General features: G+C 61.2%; 11 protein-coding genes. 9 read left to right on the forward strand and 2 right to left on the reverse strand.

Annotated features, from left to right (window positions below; all coding sequences use genetic code 11):
* Positions 1 to 656 precede the first annotated feature (656 nt).
* The 6 genes from HGP31_RS09485 (at position 657) to sthA (ending at position 9,501) form a co-directional block, all read left to right on the forward strand.
* Positions 657 to 1,862 (forward strand): HlyD family secretion protein, encoded by a 1,206-nt coding sequence (locus HGP31_RS09485; protein WP_033040050.1) that lies wholly within the window; start codon positions 657 to 659, stop codon positions 1,860 to 1,862.
* Positions 1,859 to 3,103: a hypothetical protein gene (locus HGP31_RS09490; protein ID WP_168757542.1), complete on the forward strand. Its 1,245-nt coding sequence runs from the start codon at positions 1,859 to 1,861 to the stop codon at positions 3,101 to 3,103. Before HGP31_RS09485 ends, HGP31_RS09490 begins: the two co-directional genes overlap by 4 nt.
* A gap of 1 nt (position 3,104) precedes the next feature.
* Positions 3,105 to 5,255, forward strand: coding sequence for a glycosyltransferase family 2 protein (locus HGP31_RS09495; RefSeq protein WP_168757543.1), 2,151 nt, complete (start codon positions 3,105 to 3,107; stop codon positions 5,253 to 5,255).
* Between the two features lie 9 nt (positions 5,256 to 5,264).
* Positions 5,265 to 6,704, forward strand: coding sequence for an efflux transporter outer membrane subunit (locus HGP31_RS09500; RefSeq protein ID WP_020798489.1), 1,440 nt, complete (start codon positions 5,265 to 5,267; stop codon positions 6,702 to 6,704).
* Between the two features lie 178 nt (positions 6,705 to 6,882).
* Positions 6,883 to 7,899, forward strand: a complete 1,017-nt coding sequence (locus HGP31_RS09505; protein ID WP_168757544.1) for an FAD:protein FMN transferase — start codon at positions 6,883 to 6,885, stop codon at positions 7,897 to 7,899.
* A 207-nt stretch (positions 7,900 to 8,106) separates the two neighbouring features.
* Complete coding sequence (sthA, locus tag HGP31_RS09510) at positions 8,107 to 9,501, forward strand: Si-specific NAD(P)(+) transhydrogenase (RefSeq protein ID WP_020798487.1); 1,395 nt, start codon at positions 8,107 to 8,109, stop codon at positions 9,499 to 9,501.
* Between the two features lie 42 nt (positions 9,502 to 9,543).
* Here sthA and HGP31_RS09515 read toward each other — a convergent pair whose 3' ends face one another.
* Positions 9,544 to 10,266, reverse strand: a complete 723-nt coding sequence (locus HGP31_RS09515; protein ID WP_020798486.1) for a glycerophosphodiester phosphodiesterase — start codon at positions 10,264 to 10,266, stop codon at positions 9,544 to 9,546.
* Between the two features lie 14 nt (positions 10,267 to 10,280).
* On the reverse strand, positions 10,281 to 10,862 hold the full coding sequence (locus HGP31_RS09520) for a PilZ domain-containing protein (RefSeq protein WP_168757545.1): 582 nt from the start codon (positions 10,860 to 10,862) through the stop codon (positions 10,281 to 10,283).
* A gap of 94 nt (positions 10,863 to 10,956) precedes the next feature.
* On the opposite strand from HGP31_RS09520, the gene HGP31_RS09525 reads away from it, so the two are divergent.
* From HGP31_RS09525 to HGP31_RS09535, 3 genes are all read left to right on the forward strand, one after another.
* Complete coding sequence (locus tag HGP31_RS09525; RefSeq protein ID WP_168757546.1) at positions 10,957 to 12,207, forward strand: lipoprotein-releasing ABC transporter permease subunit; 1,251 nt, start codon at positions 10,957 to 10,959, stop codon at positions 12,205 to 12,207.
* Positions 12,208 to 12,214: 7 nt separating this feature from the next.
* Positions 12,215 to 12,898: a lipoprotein-releasing ABC transporter ATP-binding protein LolD gene (gene lolD, locus HGP31_RS09530; protein ID WP_168757547.1), complete on the forward strand. Its 684-nt coding sequence runs from the start codon at positions 12,215 to 12,217 to the stop codon at positions 12,896 to 12,898.
* Between the two features lie 66 nt (positions 12,899 to 12,964).
* Positions 12,965 to 14,209 carry a lipoprotein-releasing ABC transporter permease subunit gene (locus HGP31_RS09535; protein ID WP_033039795.1) on the forward strand — a complete coding sequence of 415 codons (1,245 nt, stop codon included), beginning with the start codon at positions 12,965 to 12,967 and terminating at the stop codon, positions 14,207 to 14,209.
* Positions 14,210 to 14,259 lie beyond the last annotated feature (50 nt).

Raw genomic sequence — 14,259 nt, forward strand, 5'->3', positions numbered from 1 at the left:
CTTGGCCATCCCATGCTGGAATCGGCCCAGGTAAATTTCAGTAAAAATCTGGCGTGTCCCAGGGGAGATCTGTTCGCCAAGCCAATAAGCGCAGAAATGTGAACGGCACCATAAGGTGCCGTTTTCATTTGTACTTGATTCCCTTAAACGCACCAACGCCTGAATACAGGTTGTTCTACAAGCCGATCACGGGTGACTTATATCGTTTTAATCTCTCCACTAAAAATTTAAGAATTATCTAGAAATCGATACAAAGTTCATTTCGCAATAAAAAATAAAAATCACTAGTAAAAATAACAGCTTGGCAATCAACTTAGCTGAAACGGCTTATGTGGATCCAATCATCGGGCCGCTACATATTTGACGCCATTTAATTGCTCCATTCATTTACTTGACACCCCAAGGCACTGAATCTAGTGTCGCCAATGACACCGCCCGCTCTGCCTCGGGCAACACGAAAGTCACGCTCCACAGCAACTCTCCAAAAAGACGGGAATCCCATTCCCGCTCACCTCACAATAAAATCATATCAATCAGCGTCGGCTTAATTGCCGTCCAGCGATCAATTGCGTTTGCTCACCCTGCCAAAAGTGTTTTCGCAGTCAGGCCTGCTATGGCCTGGCTGTTATGCGGTTGGTCTATCGGGAGAGTCGAACATGGCGCAAGAACGCTCGAAGTTGTTATCGCTGTTACCGCGCCTGGTGGGATTGGGTGTGCTGGGGTTTATCGTCTGGCTGTTGCTCTCGACCTTGCTCATGCCGCTGGTGTCGGCCTCCGCCACCCGGGCGATTTTGAATGCGCCGGTGATTCTGTTGACCACGCCGATCGATGGCGTGGTGAGTTCCCTGGCGGTCAAGCCCGGGGTGACGTTTAGCCAGGGCCAGAAGATTGCCGTGGTGGAAAACCCGCGGGCGAACCAGGAAACCTTGCTGACCCTGCAAACCCGGCGCCTGACCCTGGAGCAACAGCTGTCGTCTTCGGCCAGTCAGGCCGAGCACGATCAGCGTTATTACGAGGAGCTGGAGAAAACCAGCCAGCGTTACCAGGCCGCGTTTCACACCCGCCAGCTTTACACGCAAAAAGCCTTGAAAGCCGAGAACAGTGCCGCCAGCGCGCGGTTGATCGATGCCCAGGAAACGGTCGAGCGCAATCTCGAGTTGTTCGTCCAAGGGGCGGTCAGTGGTGCGGTGGTGGCTTCGTCGAAAGCGCAGCTGGCTTCGTTGCAAGGCGCGGCCGAGTCGGTGCGTTCGCAGTTGCGGATCACCGATGGTGACGTCAGTGCCGCCAATAAACAGGTGTACCTCGATCCCGATCAACTGCGCATGTTCGATCTCAGCGCGCAAATGACCACGCTGAAACTCAGCCTGGAGAATCAGGCGCGCAACCGGGTGACCTATCAACAGGAACTCGACAATCTCAACCAACTGATCGAAACCGAGCAGAACCGCGTCCGGATGATGGCCGGCTACGACGTCGTGGCGTATTCGCCCGGTACTGTCCAGGAACTGCTGGCGCCCCAGGGCACGCTGGTGCAGGCCGGTTCGACCTTGCTGCGGGCCACGGATTGCGCGCAGAGCTATGTGATCGCGGTGTTCCCCGAGCGCATGGCCAGCAAGATCGACCGCGACAGCGTGCTCACCGTGAAAATCCGCGGCCTCGACCAGCCCCTCAAGGCCAGTGTGGTGCAGTTGTTGTCCAGCGCCTCGGACATCCGCGCCAATACCTACAGCGTGCCGTTCCCCTATGCCGAGCAAAATTCCGTGTACGTGGTCGGCACCTTTGCTGCGGACCTCACGGACAGCCAGCGCGCCATGACCTGCAACCCGGGATTGTGGGCCAGTGCCGAGGTGTCGCGGCCATGAGCATTTTATTGCGAGCGATGGTGGGGCTGATGTTGATGATCGGCACGGCAAGCGGATGGGCTGCACAAGCCCAACCGCAACTGGCGGCAATGACCTGTGCGGCGCTGGATCAGGCCGTGACATCGCAGCCGGCGGGGCCGGTGCTGGTAGCCAGTTATCCGCCGCTGGATGGCCAGCCTGCGCCGATCCTGGCGTTGCGCGGCGTGGCGTTCACCTACGACAACGCACTGGCGAGCATTGCCTTGTTTGCCTGCGGCAAGGCCGGGTCGGCGCGGCGGATCGCCGATGCATTGGCGTTCGCCACAGGCCATGACCCGGAGTACCGGGACGGACGCCTGCGCAACGCCTACGCCGCCGGCCCGGTGGCGGCGCCGTCGATGAAGTTGCCGGGCTATTGGAGTGTCGAGCGCAATGCCTGGAACCAGGACGCCTATCAAGTCAGCAGCGCCACCGGCAATCAAGCCTGGGCGGCATTGGCGCTGCTGGAAGCATTTCGCCAGAGCGGTGAGGCGTCCTACCTGGAAGCCGCGCGAAAAGCCCTGCAATGGTCGCAGCAAAACACCTACGACGGGCAAGCGCCCGCCGGATTCAGTGGTGGCTATTACGGGTACTTTGACAAGCAGGTCCAGCAGAACTGGAAATCCACCGAGCACAATGTCGACCTCGCGGCGGCGTGGTCGGCACTCGACGCGGTGGCCCCAAATCAGGAGGCGGCAAAGCAAGCGCAAATTGCCCGGCAGTTTGTCTCCAGCCAATGGGACGCCGGGGAAGGGCGTTTCCTGATCGGCACGGGCGCGGACGGCCAGACCTCGGACCGCGTGCGCTCGGGGCTGGATGCGCAGATCTGGCCGTTGATCGCCCTGCATGAGCCACCCAAGGACTGGCGGCGCGTTTTCGCCTTCATCGACCGCGCTCACCGTGCCGGCGAAGGTTACGGTTTCAACCGCGACCCCGATGGCCTGTGGACCGAGGGCACCGCCCAGGCCGCCGCCGTGGCGCGCTTGAGCGGGCTCAGTGACAAGGCGCAACCGTTGTGGCGCGTGCTGCTGGCCCAGCAGGCCGGCAACGGCTGGCTGTTCGCAACACCGGCAGAACGCATCAGTACCGGGCTGGCCATAGGCCCGGACTCGGTCAGCAACGATTTTTTCTACTACCACCTGCCTCACCTGGGCGCTACAGCGTGGGCGGCGATTGCCGCCACCGGCGTCAATCCCTTTACCGGTTTGCGAGAGGCTGACTGACATGCAGGCACTGGACTCGCTGCAACTGCTGCAAATCAATTTCTGGACGCTGGCAGCGGTGATTCTGTTCACCTGCCTGACCCACCGTGATCAATGGGCCGCGCGGGTCGGTTTCGGTGCCATCACCGCCTTCCTGCTGATCAATTATGCGGCCTGGCGGATTCGCGACACCTTGCCCGATGGGCATTCCGGATTCGCTACGGTGTGGGCTTACACCTTCCTGTTCTTCGAGATGCTGGCGATTGGTTACACGCTGTTTTCCATTGTCGTGATGCTCTGTCGGACGGATCACCGCACAGATGCCGATGCCGGTGAACGCCGGCTCAGAGAGCAAGGCAGCGCGGTCCCTGCGGTGGACATCTTCATCGCCACCTACAACGAAGGCCTGGAAATCCTCGAAAAAACCATTATTGCCGCCCAGGCCATCGACTACCCGAACTTCACCATCTGGGTACTCGACGACACCCGCCGCGACTGGCTGCGCGACTACTGTGCGCAAATGGGCGTGCAGTACGCGCGGCGCCCCGACAACTCCCACGCCAAGGCCGGCAACCTCAACAACGGTCTGCGTCAGTCGGCGGCCCTCAGCAATGCGCCGTACATCCTCGTGCTCGATGCCGACTTTGCGCCGCAGCAGCCGATCCTCTTGCGCACCCTGGGGCTGTTCGACGACCCCAGGGTCGGCCTGGTGCAGACGCCACAGTTCTACTACAACCCCGATCCGATCCAGCACAACCTCGGCACGTCGGCCTGTTGGGTGGATGAGCAACGGGTGTTCTTCGATGTGTTCCAGCCGGCGAAGGATGGCTGGGATGCGGCGTTTTGTGTTGGCACGTCCTTCGTAGTGCGGCGCGATCTGATTACCGAAATCGGCGGTTTTCCTACAGGCTCGGTGTGCGAAGACATCTACACCACTTACCGTTTGTTGCAAAAAGGCTATGTCACCCGCTGGTTGAATGAGCGTCTGTCCATTGGTTTGTCTGCCGAAGGCTTGACCGAGTACATCAATCAACGTGGGCGCTGGTGCCTGGGCACGATCCAGGTGGCATTGCTCAAGGAGGGGCCGTTGCGCGGCAGCGGCTACACGCTCAATGACCGGCTGCACTATGTCCATGGGCTGATGCACTGGTTTTCCAAACCCTTCATCTTGATGATGCTGGTGTCGCCGGTGCTGTACTGGTACTTCGGCATCGCTGGGTTCTACGCCAATCCGCTGGATTTCCTGGCGTTCGGCATGCCGGCGCTGATTGCGTTCTGGGGCTATGGGACCTGGGTGACGGACCGGCGGACCTTGCCGATTTTTACCGAGGTCACGCAGATCGTTGCCTCGCTGGCGGTCACTGCCACCATCGCCAGCGCCATGATCCGACCGTTCGGGCGCCCGTTCAAAGTCACCGCCAAGGGCCTCGACCGGACGAAAACCATGGTGCATTGGAAGCTGTTCGGGTTCTTCCTGGCCTTGACCTTGCTTTCGCAGTTTGGCGCCTATATCGCCATCAGCACGGCAGCCTCGTTCGACGGCAACATGCTGTTCAATCTCTGCTGGACGGTGGTTGCGCTGGTGTACAACCTCGCGACCCTGGTGGCCTGTGTCGACCGCCCACGCTTGCATGGCGAAGAGCGCTTTCCATTCGATAAACCCACCGGGTTTCGTTTCGGCGGCAAGGTCCTGGCGGGGCGCCTGGTGGATATGTCCCTTAGTGGCGCGTCGCTCAATTGCGCCTTCGCTGCCTCGATCAAGCCGGGGCTGTGCGGTCAGATCTGGATCGACAAGCTGGGTTGGCTCGATGTCGAAGTCATGCGCAATCACGGCGAGGACCAATTGGGCCTGCGTTTCGCCGACCTTGATGAAGGGGTGCGCCAGCGCCTGATCGCGCGGTTGTTCAGCGACGCGACCATCAATGTCGTCAGCAAGGCCGAGCCGGCACAGGCCTTTGGCACTTTGCTGCAGCGCTCGCTACTGGGCGAAAAAAGTCTGGCGCCGCGTTCCATCAAGCCGCTCAAGACGCCGAGCCATGTCTCGCCGCCTCGGTGGCGGCCGATCAGTGTTCCTTCGCGCAAACCGGCTGTGCCGCACATCAGTGTCGAGCGGTCGGGTCTGTGGTCGTTGCTTCTTTCCCCCTTGCGAGCTTTGCTCGGCCAACGTTTTTAGGTGCACGCCATGAACCATTGCCTACCCACCTCATGTTTCATGACCTTGTTTTTGCTTGGCGGTTGCTCGCTGGAACCGACCTACGAGAAACCCGAGGCACCGATCGACCAGCAGTGGCCGGCGAACACGGCCGGTGAATGCTGTAACGGCAAGCAGGCGTTCGATAAGGATTGGCGCGGTTTTGTGGTCGACGAGCGCCTGCGCCAGTTGATTGACATGGCCCTGGCCAACAACCGCAGCCTGCGACAGTTCGCGGCCAGCGTCGAGGAGGCGCGGGCCGGGTATGACAGTGCGCGCTCAGGGCTTTTTCCTACGATCGGCATCGACACTTACGCCGGTCGCAGCAAGTTACCGCCATTGGTGCGCACACCGGGAGGCGGCGATACGGCGGGCAGCATCGCCAACACCTATCAGGCAACGGCCGGCTTTACCTCCTACGAGTTGGACTTGTTCGGGCGTATCCGCAGCCAGCGTAATGCCGCGGGGGCACGGTTCGAAGCGTCCGAGGCGGATTACCAAACGGCGCGGCTGGCGCTGATCGGCGAAGTTGCCAGCACCTGGTTGAGCCTCAAGGCCAATCAGCATTTGCTCGACCTTGCGCAGAACACCTGGCAATCCCAGGACCGCTACGGGCAGCTGTTGCGCAAAAGTTATAACCTCGGTTCCAGTGCGCGGATCGATGTCCACCAGGCAGATGCACAAACCAACACGGCGGCGGTGCAGGTCAACACCTATCGCATGCAAGTGGCGCAGGACATGAACGCGCTGCGGGTGCTGGTGGGGCAACCGGTACCGGTGGGGTTGCTGCCGACCGGCGCGCTGGGTGAGCAGTTGGCGACCCTGGACGTGCCGGCGGGTTTGCCTTCGGCGCTGGTTGAGCGACGGCCCGACATCATGTCGGCCGAGGCGCAGTTGCGTGCAGCCAACGCGGATATCGGCGCGGCCCGTACGGCGTACTTCCCGACTTTTTCCCTGACGTCGGCGCTGGGCAGCCTGACCGGGGAGTTTTCCCAATTGCTCAGTGGTCCGGCCGAGTTCTGGTCGGTGGCGCTGGCCGGCTCGTTGCCCTTGATCGACGGGGGCGCGCGGCGGGCGCAAGTGGACGCCAGTCATGCCCGCTTCGCCGGCCAGGCGGCGGCCTATGAAGCGACGGTGCAGAATGCATTTCGAGAAGCGGCCGATGCCTTGAACGCCCGGCAGGAAATGCTCACCCAGGTCGAGTTCCAGAAAAAACTGGTCGGGGATTATCAGGAAGCCTACCGCCAGTCTCGCCTGCGTTTCGAGTCGGGGCTGGACAGCTATTTTTCTACCATGGATGCCCAGCGCTCATTGTTTGATGCGCAGCAGAAGTGGGCGCAGCTGGAGTTGGCGCGGGAGATCAACCAGGTGACGTTGTACAAGGCGCTGGGGGGAGGGTGGAGTCAATCGTTGAAGATGGCGGATCGTTGAGGCGCGCGATACCCTCACACCACAAATCCCTTGGGGGAGCGGGCTTGCTCGCGAAGGCGGTGTGTCAGACGGCATTGTTGTCATCTGGTGCACCGCCTTCGCGAGCAAGCCCGCTCCCACATTTGTATCGCATAATGGCTGAGCCTGGCGTTGTGTCCGGGAATGATTGGGGGGAGATTTGTTGACCTGGCGACGGTATGGTCTTTTGGTGCTGATCGGCACCTTGTCCGCCTGCGGCAATGGCGATTCCCTGGAAAGCTTCGGCGGTCCAACCATGGGCAGCACGTATTCGGTCAAGTACGTGCGTCACGCCGGTCTTCCTGCCCCGGCAGACGTCCAGGTCGAGGTCGAGAAGATCCTGGCGGAGGTCGACCGGCACTTATCGACCTATCGCAGCGACTCGGACATCGCGCAATTCAACGCATTACCGGCCAACCACTGTCGGGTAATGCCTGCGTCGGTCCTGCAATTGGTCCGCGTCGGCGAGCAGCTGTTCATGCAAAGTGCAGGCGCTTTCGATTTGACGGTCGAGCCGCTGCTCAATCTCTGGGGGTTCGGCCCACAGGCCCGTGAAGAAAAAATCCCCACTGCACAGGCGCTGGCCGAGGTGCGTCAACATGTCGGTCACGATCATCTGCGCATTGACGGCGAGCAGCTATGCAAGGACGCCGCCGTGGAAGTCGACTTCAACAGTATCGCCGCCGGTTATGCGCTGGACACGATTGCCGCGAAGCTCACGGCCATGGGCATCCACGACTATCTTGCCGAAGCCACCGGTGAACTCAAGGCCGCCGGCAGGAAACTCGACGGCACCGCCTGGCGCATCGCTGTGGAAGAACCTCGCGACGATCAACAGGTGGCCGAGCGCATCATCGCCATCGACGGTTATGGCCTGTCGACTTCGGGTGACTACCGTAACTATTTCGTGCAGGGTGGCCAGCGCTTTTCCCACACCCTCGATGCGCGCACAGGTTTACCGGTCTCACACAACCTGGCGTCTGTCACGGTGATTCATCCTTCAGCGTTGATGGCCGATGGCTTATCGACGCTGTTGCTGATTCTCGGCCCGGAGCAGGGTTGGGACTACGCGGAAAAACACGACATCGGCGCATTTTTTGTGATGCGTGCCGATACAGGTTTCGTCACACGCAGCAGTCACGCCTTTGAGCGTTTGAGTGGCAGGAAAACCGAGTGATTGCGGCGATTCGGGCATTGAAACCTGGCGTTGTAGTGCAGGCAAAACTAGCCTACGACGCGACCAAGGGTTAATGTGCGCGGCGTTGACGCTTCTATAGACTGTGTCCGGGTTCTGCATGGACCCCAAATTGTTCCTTCATGCCACAGATTGGCGTGATTTAGCCGCAGGTGCCGCTGGTGCCGCGGCCTGTTCTGAGGAGTACGCATGGCTGTCTACAACTACGACGTGGTGGTGTTGGGTTCCGGCCCGGCGGGGGAAGGCGCGGCAATGAACGCCGCCAAGGCAGGGCGCAAGGTGGCGATGGTCGATAGCCGTCGCCAGGTCGGCGGCAACTGCACTCACTTGGGCACCATCCCGTCCAAGGCACTGCGTCACTCGGTCCGGCAGATCATGCAGTTCAACACCAACCCGATGTTCCGGGCCATTGGTGAGCCGCGCTGGTTCTCGTTCCCGGACGTGTTGAAAAGCGCCGAGAAAGTGATTTCCAAGCAAGTCGCCTCGCGCACCGGCTACTACGCCCGTAATCGCGTCGACGTGTTCTTCGGCACCGGCAGTTTCGCCGACGAGCAAACCATCGAAGTGGTCTGCGCCAACGGCGTGGTGGAAAAACTGGTGGCCAAGCACATCATCATCGCCACCGGTTCGCGCCCTTATCGCCCGGCCGACATCGATTTCCATCACCCGCGTATCTACGATAGCGACACCATCCTCAGCCTCGGCCACACCCCGCGCAAACTCATCGTCTACGGTGCCGGCGTGATTGGTTGCGAATACGCATCGATCTTCAGTGGCCTGGGTGTACTGGTCGAGCTGGTGGATAACCGCGGTCAGTTGCTGAGCTTCCTCGACTCGGAAATTTCCCAGGCCCTGAGCTACCACTTCAGCAACAACAACATCACCGTTCGCCACAACGAAGAGTACGACCGCGTCGAAGGCGTGGACAACGGCGTTATCCTGCACCTCAAGTCTGGCAAGAAGATCAAGGCCGACGCCTTGCTCTGGTGCAACGGCCGCACGGGCAACACCGATCAGTTGGGCCTGGAAAACATCGGCGTGAAGGTCAACAGTCGTGGCCAGATCGAAGTCGACGAGAACTACCGCACCGGCATCCAGAACATCTATGGCGCGGGCGATGTCATCGGCTGGCCGAGCCTGGCCAGTGCCGCCCACGACCAGGGCCGTTCGGCCGCTGGCAGCATTGTCGACAACGGCAGCTGGCGCTTCGTCAATGACGTGCCGACCGGGATCTATACCATTCCGGAGATCAGTTCGATCGGCAAGAACGAGCAGGAGTTGACCCAGGCCAAGGTGCCGTACGAAGTGGGCAAGGCGTTCTTCAAGAGCATGGCGCGGGCGCAGATCGCCGGCGAGCCGCAAGGCATGCTCAAGATCCTGTTCCACCGTGAAACCCTGGAAGTGCTGGGCGTTCACTGCTTCGGTTACCAGGCGTCGGAGATCGTGCACATCGGCCAGGCGATCATGAACCAGCCCGGCGAGCTCAACACCTTGAAGTACTTCGTCAACACCACGTTCAACTACCCGACCATGGCCGAAGCCTATCGGGTTGCCGCGTACGACGGCCTCAACCGGCTTTTTTGAGCGGCTCCGGCCGGTGGCCTGAGCCGGCCGGGGAGACCGATTTCAGCAATTCTCGAGCGTGGCAGTGGCCAAACCGGGAAAGTCTGTAATCAGGCTGTCAACGCCGAAATCAGCGAGCCTGCGCATCAGCGCGGGTTCGTTGACTGTCCACACCGACACATGCAGCCCCTGGCGCTGCGCCTTCTCCAGGCGTTCCGGCGTACACAGGGTCCAGTTCAACGCGAGGATCTCGCAGCCATAGCCTTGCGCAACCTTCAACGGGTCGAGCCAGGCGTATTCGGCCACCAGTCCGCGGGACACGTCCGGCACCAGGTCCAGCGCCGCCTTCAATACTTCCCGTGAACTCGACGTGATGGTGATCTTGTCCAGCAGGCCATGTCGTTGCGCCATTTCGCGAATCGCCAGCACCGTTGTGGCGGCGCGGGTGCGTGACGCGCTCTTGACTTCCAGCTGCCAGTGCTCGAAATCGCATTTCTCGAACAGCTCTTCCAGGGTTGGAATCGGGCACGGCGTGATCCAGCCCGGTCCACCCTTGCGCGCGTCGTAGGTCACCAGCTCTGCCGCCGTGTGCTCCACGACCTTGCCGCGTCGGTCGGTGGTGCGCTTGAGCGTCGGATCGTGGATGACCATCAGCTCGCCGTCCATGGACAGGTGCAGGTCCAGTTCACAACGGCGCACGCCGTGCTTGAGACATTGCTGGAAGCTGGTCAGGGTGTTTTCCGGTGCTTCGCCCTTGGCGCCGCGGTGGCCGTAGATGAGGGTCACGATCGTTCCTTAATTTAAATGCCTGATTCGTTCAGTTCGCGGGCCAGGCGTCGTTCCTGGGCCTGCCTTTGCAAAATGTAGCGCGCCAACAGTTGTCGCTGGGCATCGGTCAAGTGTTCGAATTCGGTGCCGACATCAAAGCCCTCGCCCTTGCGGTCGCAGTGGGTGACGCGTGCGCGCAGCAACAGGCCCAGGGCCTGGGGCATCAGCACCAGCTTGATCGACAGGCGCGCGTCGGCGGCGATGGGGGTCGGGTGCTGGAAGTCGATGCCGCCTTCGGAAATGATCACCGGCTGGGGGACGCCGATCTGCCCGAGCACGGTGATGGCGATCACCTGGCTGAGCAGGTCGATGCGCTTGTTCTGGGATTTGAGGAACGCCGCGAGGTTGCGGTCGCGCTCGCTGATCTGGCGCAGCAGGTGTTGCGACTCGAATTCGCTCAGGTGCAGTTCGCTGAGCAGATTGAATAGCGGGGAAGCATCCTGCAACACTTCCTGCCCTGCGGCTTCAAGGGCGGACAGGGGCCGAATTTCCAGTGCGATCATGTCCTCGATACGGTAGTATTCGCGGCGATCTTCTTCATCTAATGTCGACATGGCGAACCCATGGTAGCGGCGGTGGTCTGAGTGTAAAGCTGGTTATCGACCCCCGCCACAAGGACGTTCCTTTTCCCTCCGAACAAGCCCCGACATGTTCAGACCTCTCTTCGTATTTATCGGCACGCGTTATACCCGTGCAAAGCGTCGCAATCATTTTGTGTCATTCATTTCCCTGACCTCGATGATCGGACTCGCCCTTGGCGTGGTCGTGATGATCGTGGTGCTGTCGGTCATGAACGGCTTCGATCATGAGATGCGCACCCGCGTGCTGGGCATGGTGCCCCACGCGACCATCGAATCCGGCGAGCCGATCAGCGATTGGCAAGGCCTGGCCGCCAAGATCAAGCAGAACCCGCAGGTAGCGGCCGTGGCGCCGTTCACGCAAATGCAGGGGTTGCTGACCAACAACGGCAAGGTCAACAAGATCCTGCTCAATGCCATCGACCCGGCGCAGGAACGCCAGGTGTCGATCATCGACAACTTCATGCTGCAGGGCAAACTCGACGACCTGGCGCCGGGCGAATTCGGCATCGTCATCGGTGACAAGGCCGCGGCCAAGCTCGGTGCGGCCGTGGGCGACAAGCTGACGTTCGTGGCGCCGGAGGTCACTGTGACGCCCGCCGGGATGTTCCCGCGCATGAAGCGCTTCACCGTGGTCGGCATCTTCCATGTCGGCGCCGGTGAGCTTGATGGTTACGTGGGCATCACCAACCTGCAGGACCTGGCGCGCTTGCATCGCTGGAAACCGGACCAGGTCCAGGGCCTGCGGCTGAAGTTCGACGATCTGTTCCAGGCGCCGCGTGAGGCGTGGAGCATCGCCCGCGAGCTGGGCGAAGACCGCTACTACGCCCGCGACTGGACCCGCACCCACGGCAACCTGTACCAGGCCATCCGCATGGAAAAAGCCATGATCGGCCTGTTGTTGTTGCTGATCGTTGCGGTCGCCGCGTTCAACATCATTTCCACGCTGGTGATGGTGGTGAACGACAAGAAAGGCGATATCGCGATCCTGCGCACCCTCGGCGCCACGCCGGGCACGATCATGCGCACCTTCATGGTCCAGGGCACGGTCATCGGCGTGGTCGGCACGGCCATCGGCGCGGTGGTCGGGATTTTCGCCGCGCTCAACGTCAGCGCAGCGATCTCGGCGCTTGAAGGCCTGATCGGCCACAAGTTTCTCAATGCCGACGTGTATTTCATCGATTACCTGCCGTCGCAAGTGCAGAGCCAGGACGTGGTCATGGTCTGCTGTGCGGCGCTGGTCCTGAGTTTCCTCGCCACCCTGTATCCCGCCTGGCGTGCCGCGCGCACCCAGCCGGCGGAGGCGCTACGTTATGAGTGAGTCGCGCATGAGTGATAAAGCAATCTTGAGCTGCCGCAGCCTGGGCAAATCCTACGAGGAAGGCCCGGAGTCAGTGGAAGTGTTGGCGGGCCTGCAACTGGAGTTGCACCCGGGCGAGCGTGTGGCGATCGTCGGCAAGTCGGGCTCGGGCAAGAGTACCTTGCTCAACCTGCTGGGCGGCCTCGATACGCCGACCAAGGGCAGCGTCTGGCTCGACGGTGAAGAACTGTCGGCGCTGAGCGAAAAGAAGCGCGGCCTGCTGCGTAACCGTGCCCTGGGCTTCGTGTACCAGTTTCACCACCTGCTGCCGGAATTCACTGCCCTGGAAAACGTCTGCATGCCGCTGCTGATCGGCAAGACCGCGATTCCCGAGGCGCGCAAGCGTGCCACGGCGTTGCTGGAGCGGGTTGGCCTGGGCCATCGCCTGGAGCACAAGCCTGCCGAGCTGTCCGGTGGCGAACGCCAGCGCGTGGCCATCGCCCGTGCCCTGGTGAACAACCCCGGCCTGGTGATGCTCGACGAGCCGACCGGCAACCTCGACGCCCACACCGCCCAGGGTATCCAGGACTTGATGCTGGAACTCAGCACTTCGATGCGCACGGCGTTCCTGGTGGTAACCCACGACATGAACCTGGCCCGCCAGATGGACCGCGTCCTGCATTTGCAGGAAGGTTGCCTGACGCCTATCTGACGGGTTGAAACCCGACGGCACTGAAAAGTCCGTCGGGTCTTTTATTTTTATACGGTGCCCCAGCGAATGTTCAGACCGTTATCGATCTTTATCGGCACGCGCTATACCCGCGCCAAGCGCCGCAATCGCTTCGTTTCCTTCATCTCGATGACCTCGATGATCGGCCTCGCCCTGGGCGTGCTGGCGATGATCGTGGTGCTGTCGGTGATGAACGGCTTCCAGCGCGAAATGAGCTCGCGCATCCTCGGCATGGTGCCGCATGCGACCATCGTCGGCGTTAATCCGATCGACGATTGGCAGCCGGTGGCCGCCGCCGCGATGAAAAATCCGCAAGTGACCGCCGCCGTGCCGTTCACCGAGATGGAAGGCATGCTGTCCTACAAGGGCACCATGCAGCCGATCCAGGTCAGTGGCGTCGACCCGGCGCTGGAAGGCCAGGTGTCGATCGTCGCCAAGCACATCGTCCAGGGGCGGCTGGATGCCCTGAAACCGGGTGAGTTCGGTGTGGTGATCGGCGAAATCACCGCGCGCCGTTTTCGCTTGAACGTGGGCGACAAGATCACCCTGATCGTGCCGGAAGTCAGCAACGCGCCGGGCGGTATCACCCCGCGCATGCAACGGCTGAACGTGGTCGGCGTGTTCAAGGTCGGTGCCGAACTGGACGGTTCGATGGCGCTGATCCACCTCGCCGATGCCGCGCAAATGCAGCACTGGGAGCCGAATCAGGTGCAGAGCGTGCGCCTGGCGGTGAAGGACATGTATGCGGCGCCGCAAGTGTCGGGCGACATCGCAAACGCCCTCGGCGCAGCCTACAAGGCTGACGACTGGACCCACACCCAAGGCAGCCTGTTCAGCGCCATGAAGATGGAAAAAACCATGATTGGCCTGTTGCTGCTGATGATTGTCGCGGTGGCCGCGTTCAACATCATCGCGACCTTGATCATGGTGGTGAACGACAAGGGTGCGGACATCGCGATTTTGCGCACTATCGGCGCCACGCCACGGCAGATCATGGCGATCTTCATCGTGCAGGGTACGGTGATCGGGGTTGTCGGCACATTGATCGGTGGGGTGTTGGGCGTGATTGCGGCGTTGAACGTCAGCGCCATGGTCGGCTGGGTAGAGCGGGTCAGTGGCCAGCACATCTTCAGTTCCGACGTGTATTTCGTCAGCAACCTACCCTCTGAGTTGCAGGGCGCGGACGTGGCCCTGATCTGCACGGCGGGGTTTGTCATGAGCTTCTTGGCCACGGTTTACCCGGCGTGGCGGGCGGCGAAGGTCGAGCCGGCTACCGCATTGCGCTATTCGTAAGCCGTTACACCGCCTTCGTCGGAACGCCGCCCGGAGCAAGCTCGCTCCGG

It is taken from the genome of Pseudomonas umsongensis (assembly GCF_012647205.1).
GTDB classification, from domain to species: domain Bacteria; phylum Pseudomonadota; class Gammaproteobacteria; order Pseudomonadales; family Pseudomonadaceae; genus Aquipseudomonas; species Aquipseudomonas umsongensis.

What these genes read in the sequence shown, in the direction of transcription:
- HGP31_RS09485 (WP_033040050.1), top strand. Translation starts at nt 657, where the DNA reads ATGGCGCAAGAACGCTCGAAGTTGTTATCGCTGTTACCGCGCCTGGTG.
- HGP31_RS09490 (WP_168757542.1), top strand. Translation starts at nt 1,859, where the DNA reads ATGAGCATTTTATTGCGAGCGATGGTGGGGCTGATGTTGATGATCGGC.
- HGP31_RS09495 (WP_168757543.1), top strand. Translation starts at nt 3,105, where the DNA reads ATGCAGGCACTGGACTCGCTGCAACTGCTGCAAATCAATTTCTGGACG.
- HGP31_RS09500 (WP_020798489.1), top strand. Translation starts at nt 5,265, where the DNA reads ATGAACCATTGCCTACCCACCTCATGTTTCATGACCTTGTTTTTGCTT.
- sthA (WP_020798487.1), top strand. Translation starts at nt 8,107, where the DNA reads ATGGCTGTCTACAACTACGACGTGGTGGTGTTGGGTTCCGGCCCGGCG.
- HGP31_RS09520 (WP_168757545.1), bottom strand. Translation starts at nt 10,862, where the DNA reads ATGTCGACATTAGATGAAGAAGATCGCCGCGAATACTACCGTATCGAG.
- HGP31_RS09525 (WP_168757546.1), top strand. Translation starts at nt 10,957, where the DNA reads ATGTTCAGACCTCTCTTCGTATTTATCGGCACGCGTTATACCCGTGCA.
- lolD (WP_168757547.1), top strand. Translation starts at nt 12,215, where the DNA reads ATGAGTGATAAAGCAATCTTGAGCTGCCGCAGCCTGGGCAAATCCTAC.
- HGP31_RS09535 (WP_033039795.1), top strand. Translation starts at nt 12,965, where the DNA reads ATGTTCAGACCGTTATCGATCTTTATCGGCACGCGCTATACCCGCGCC.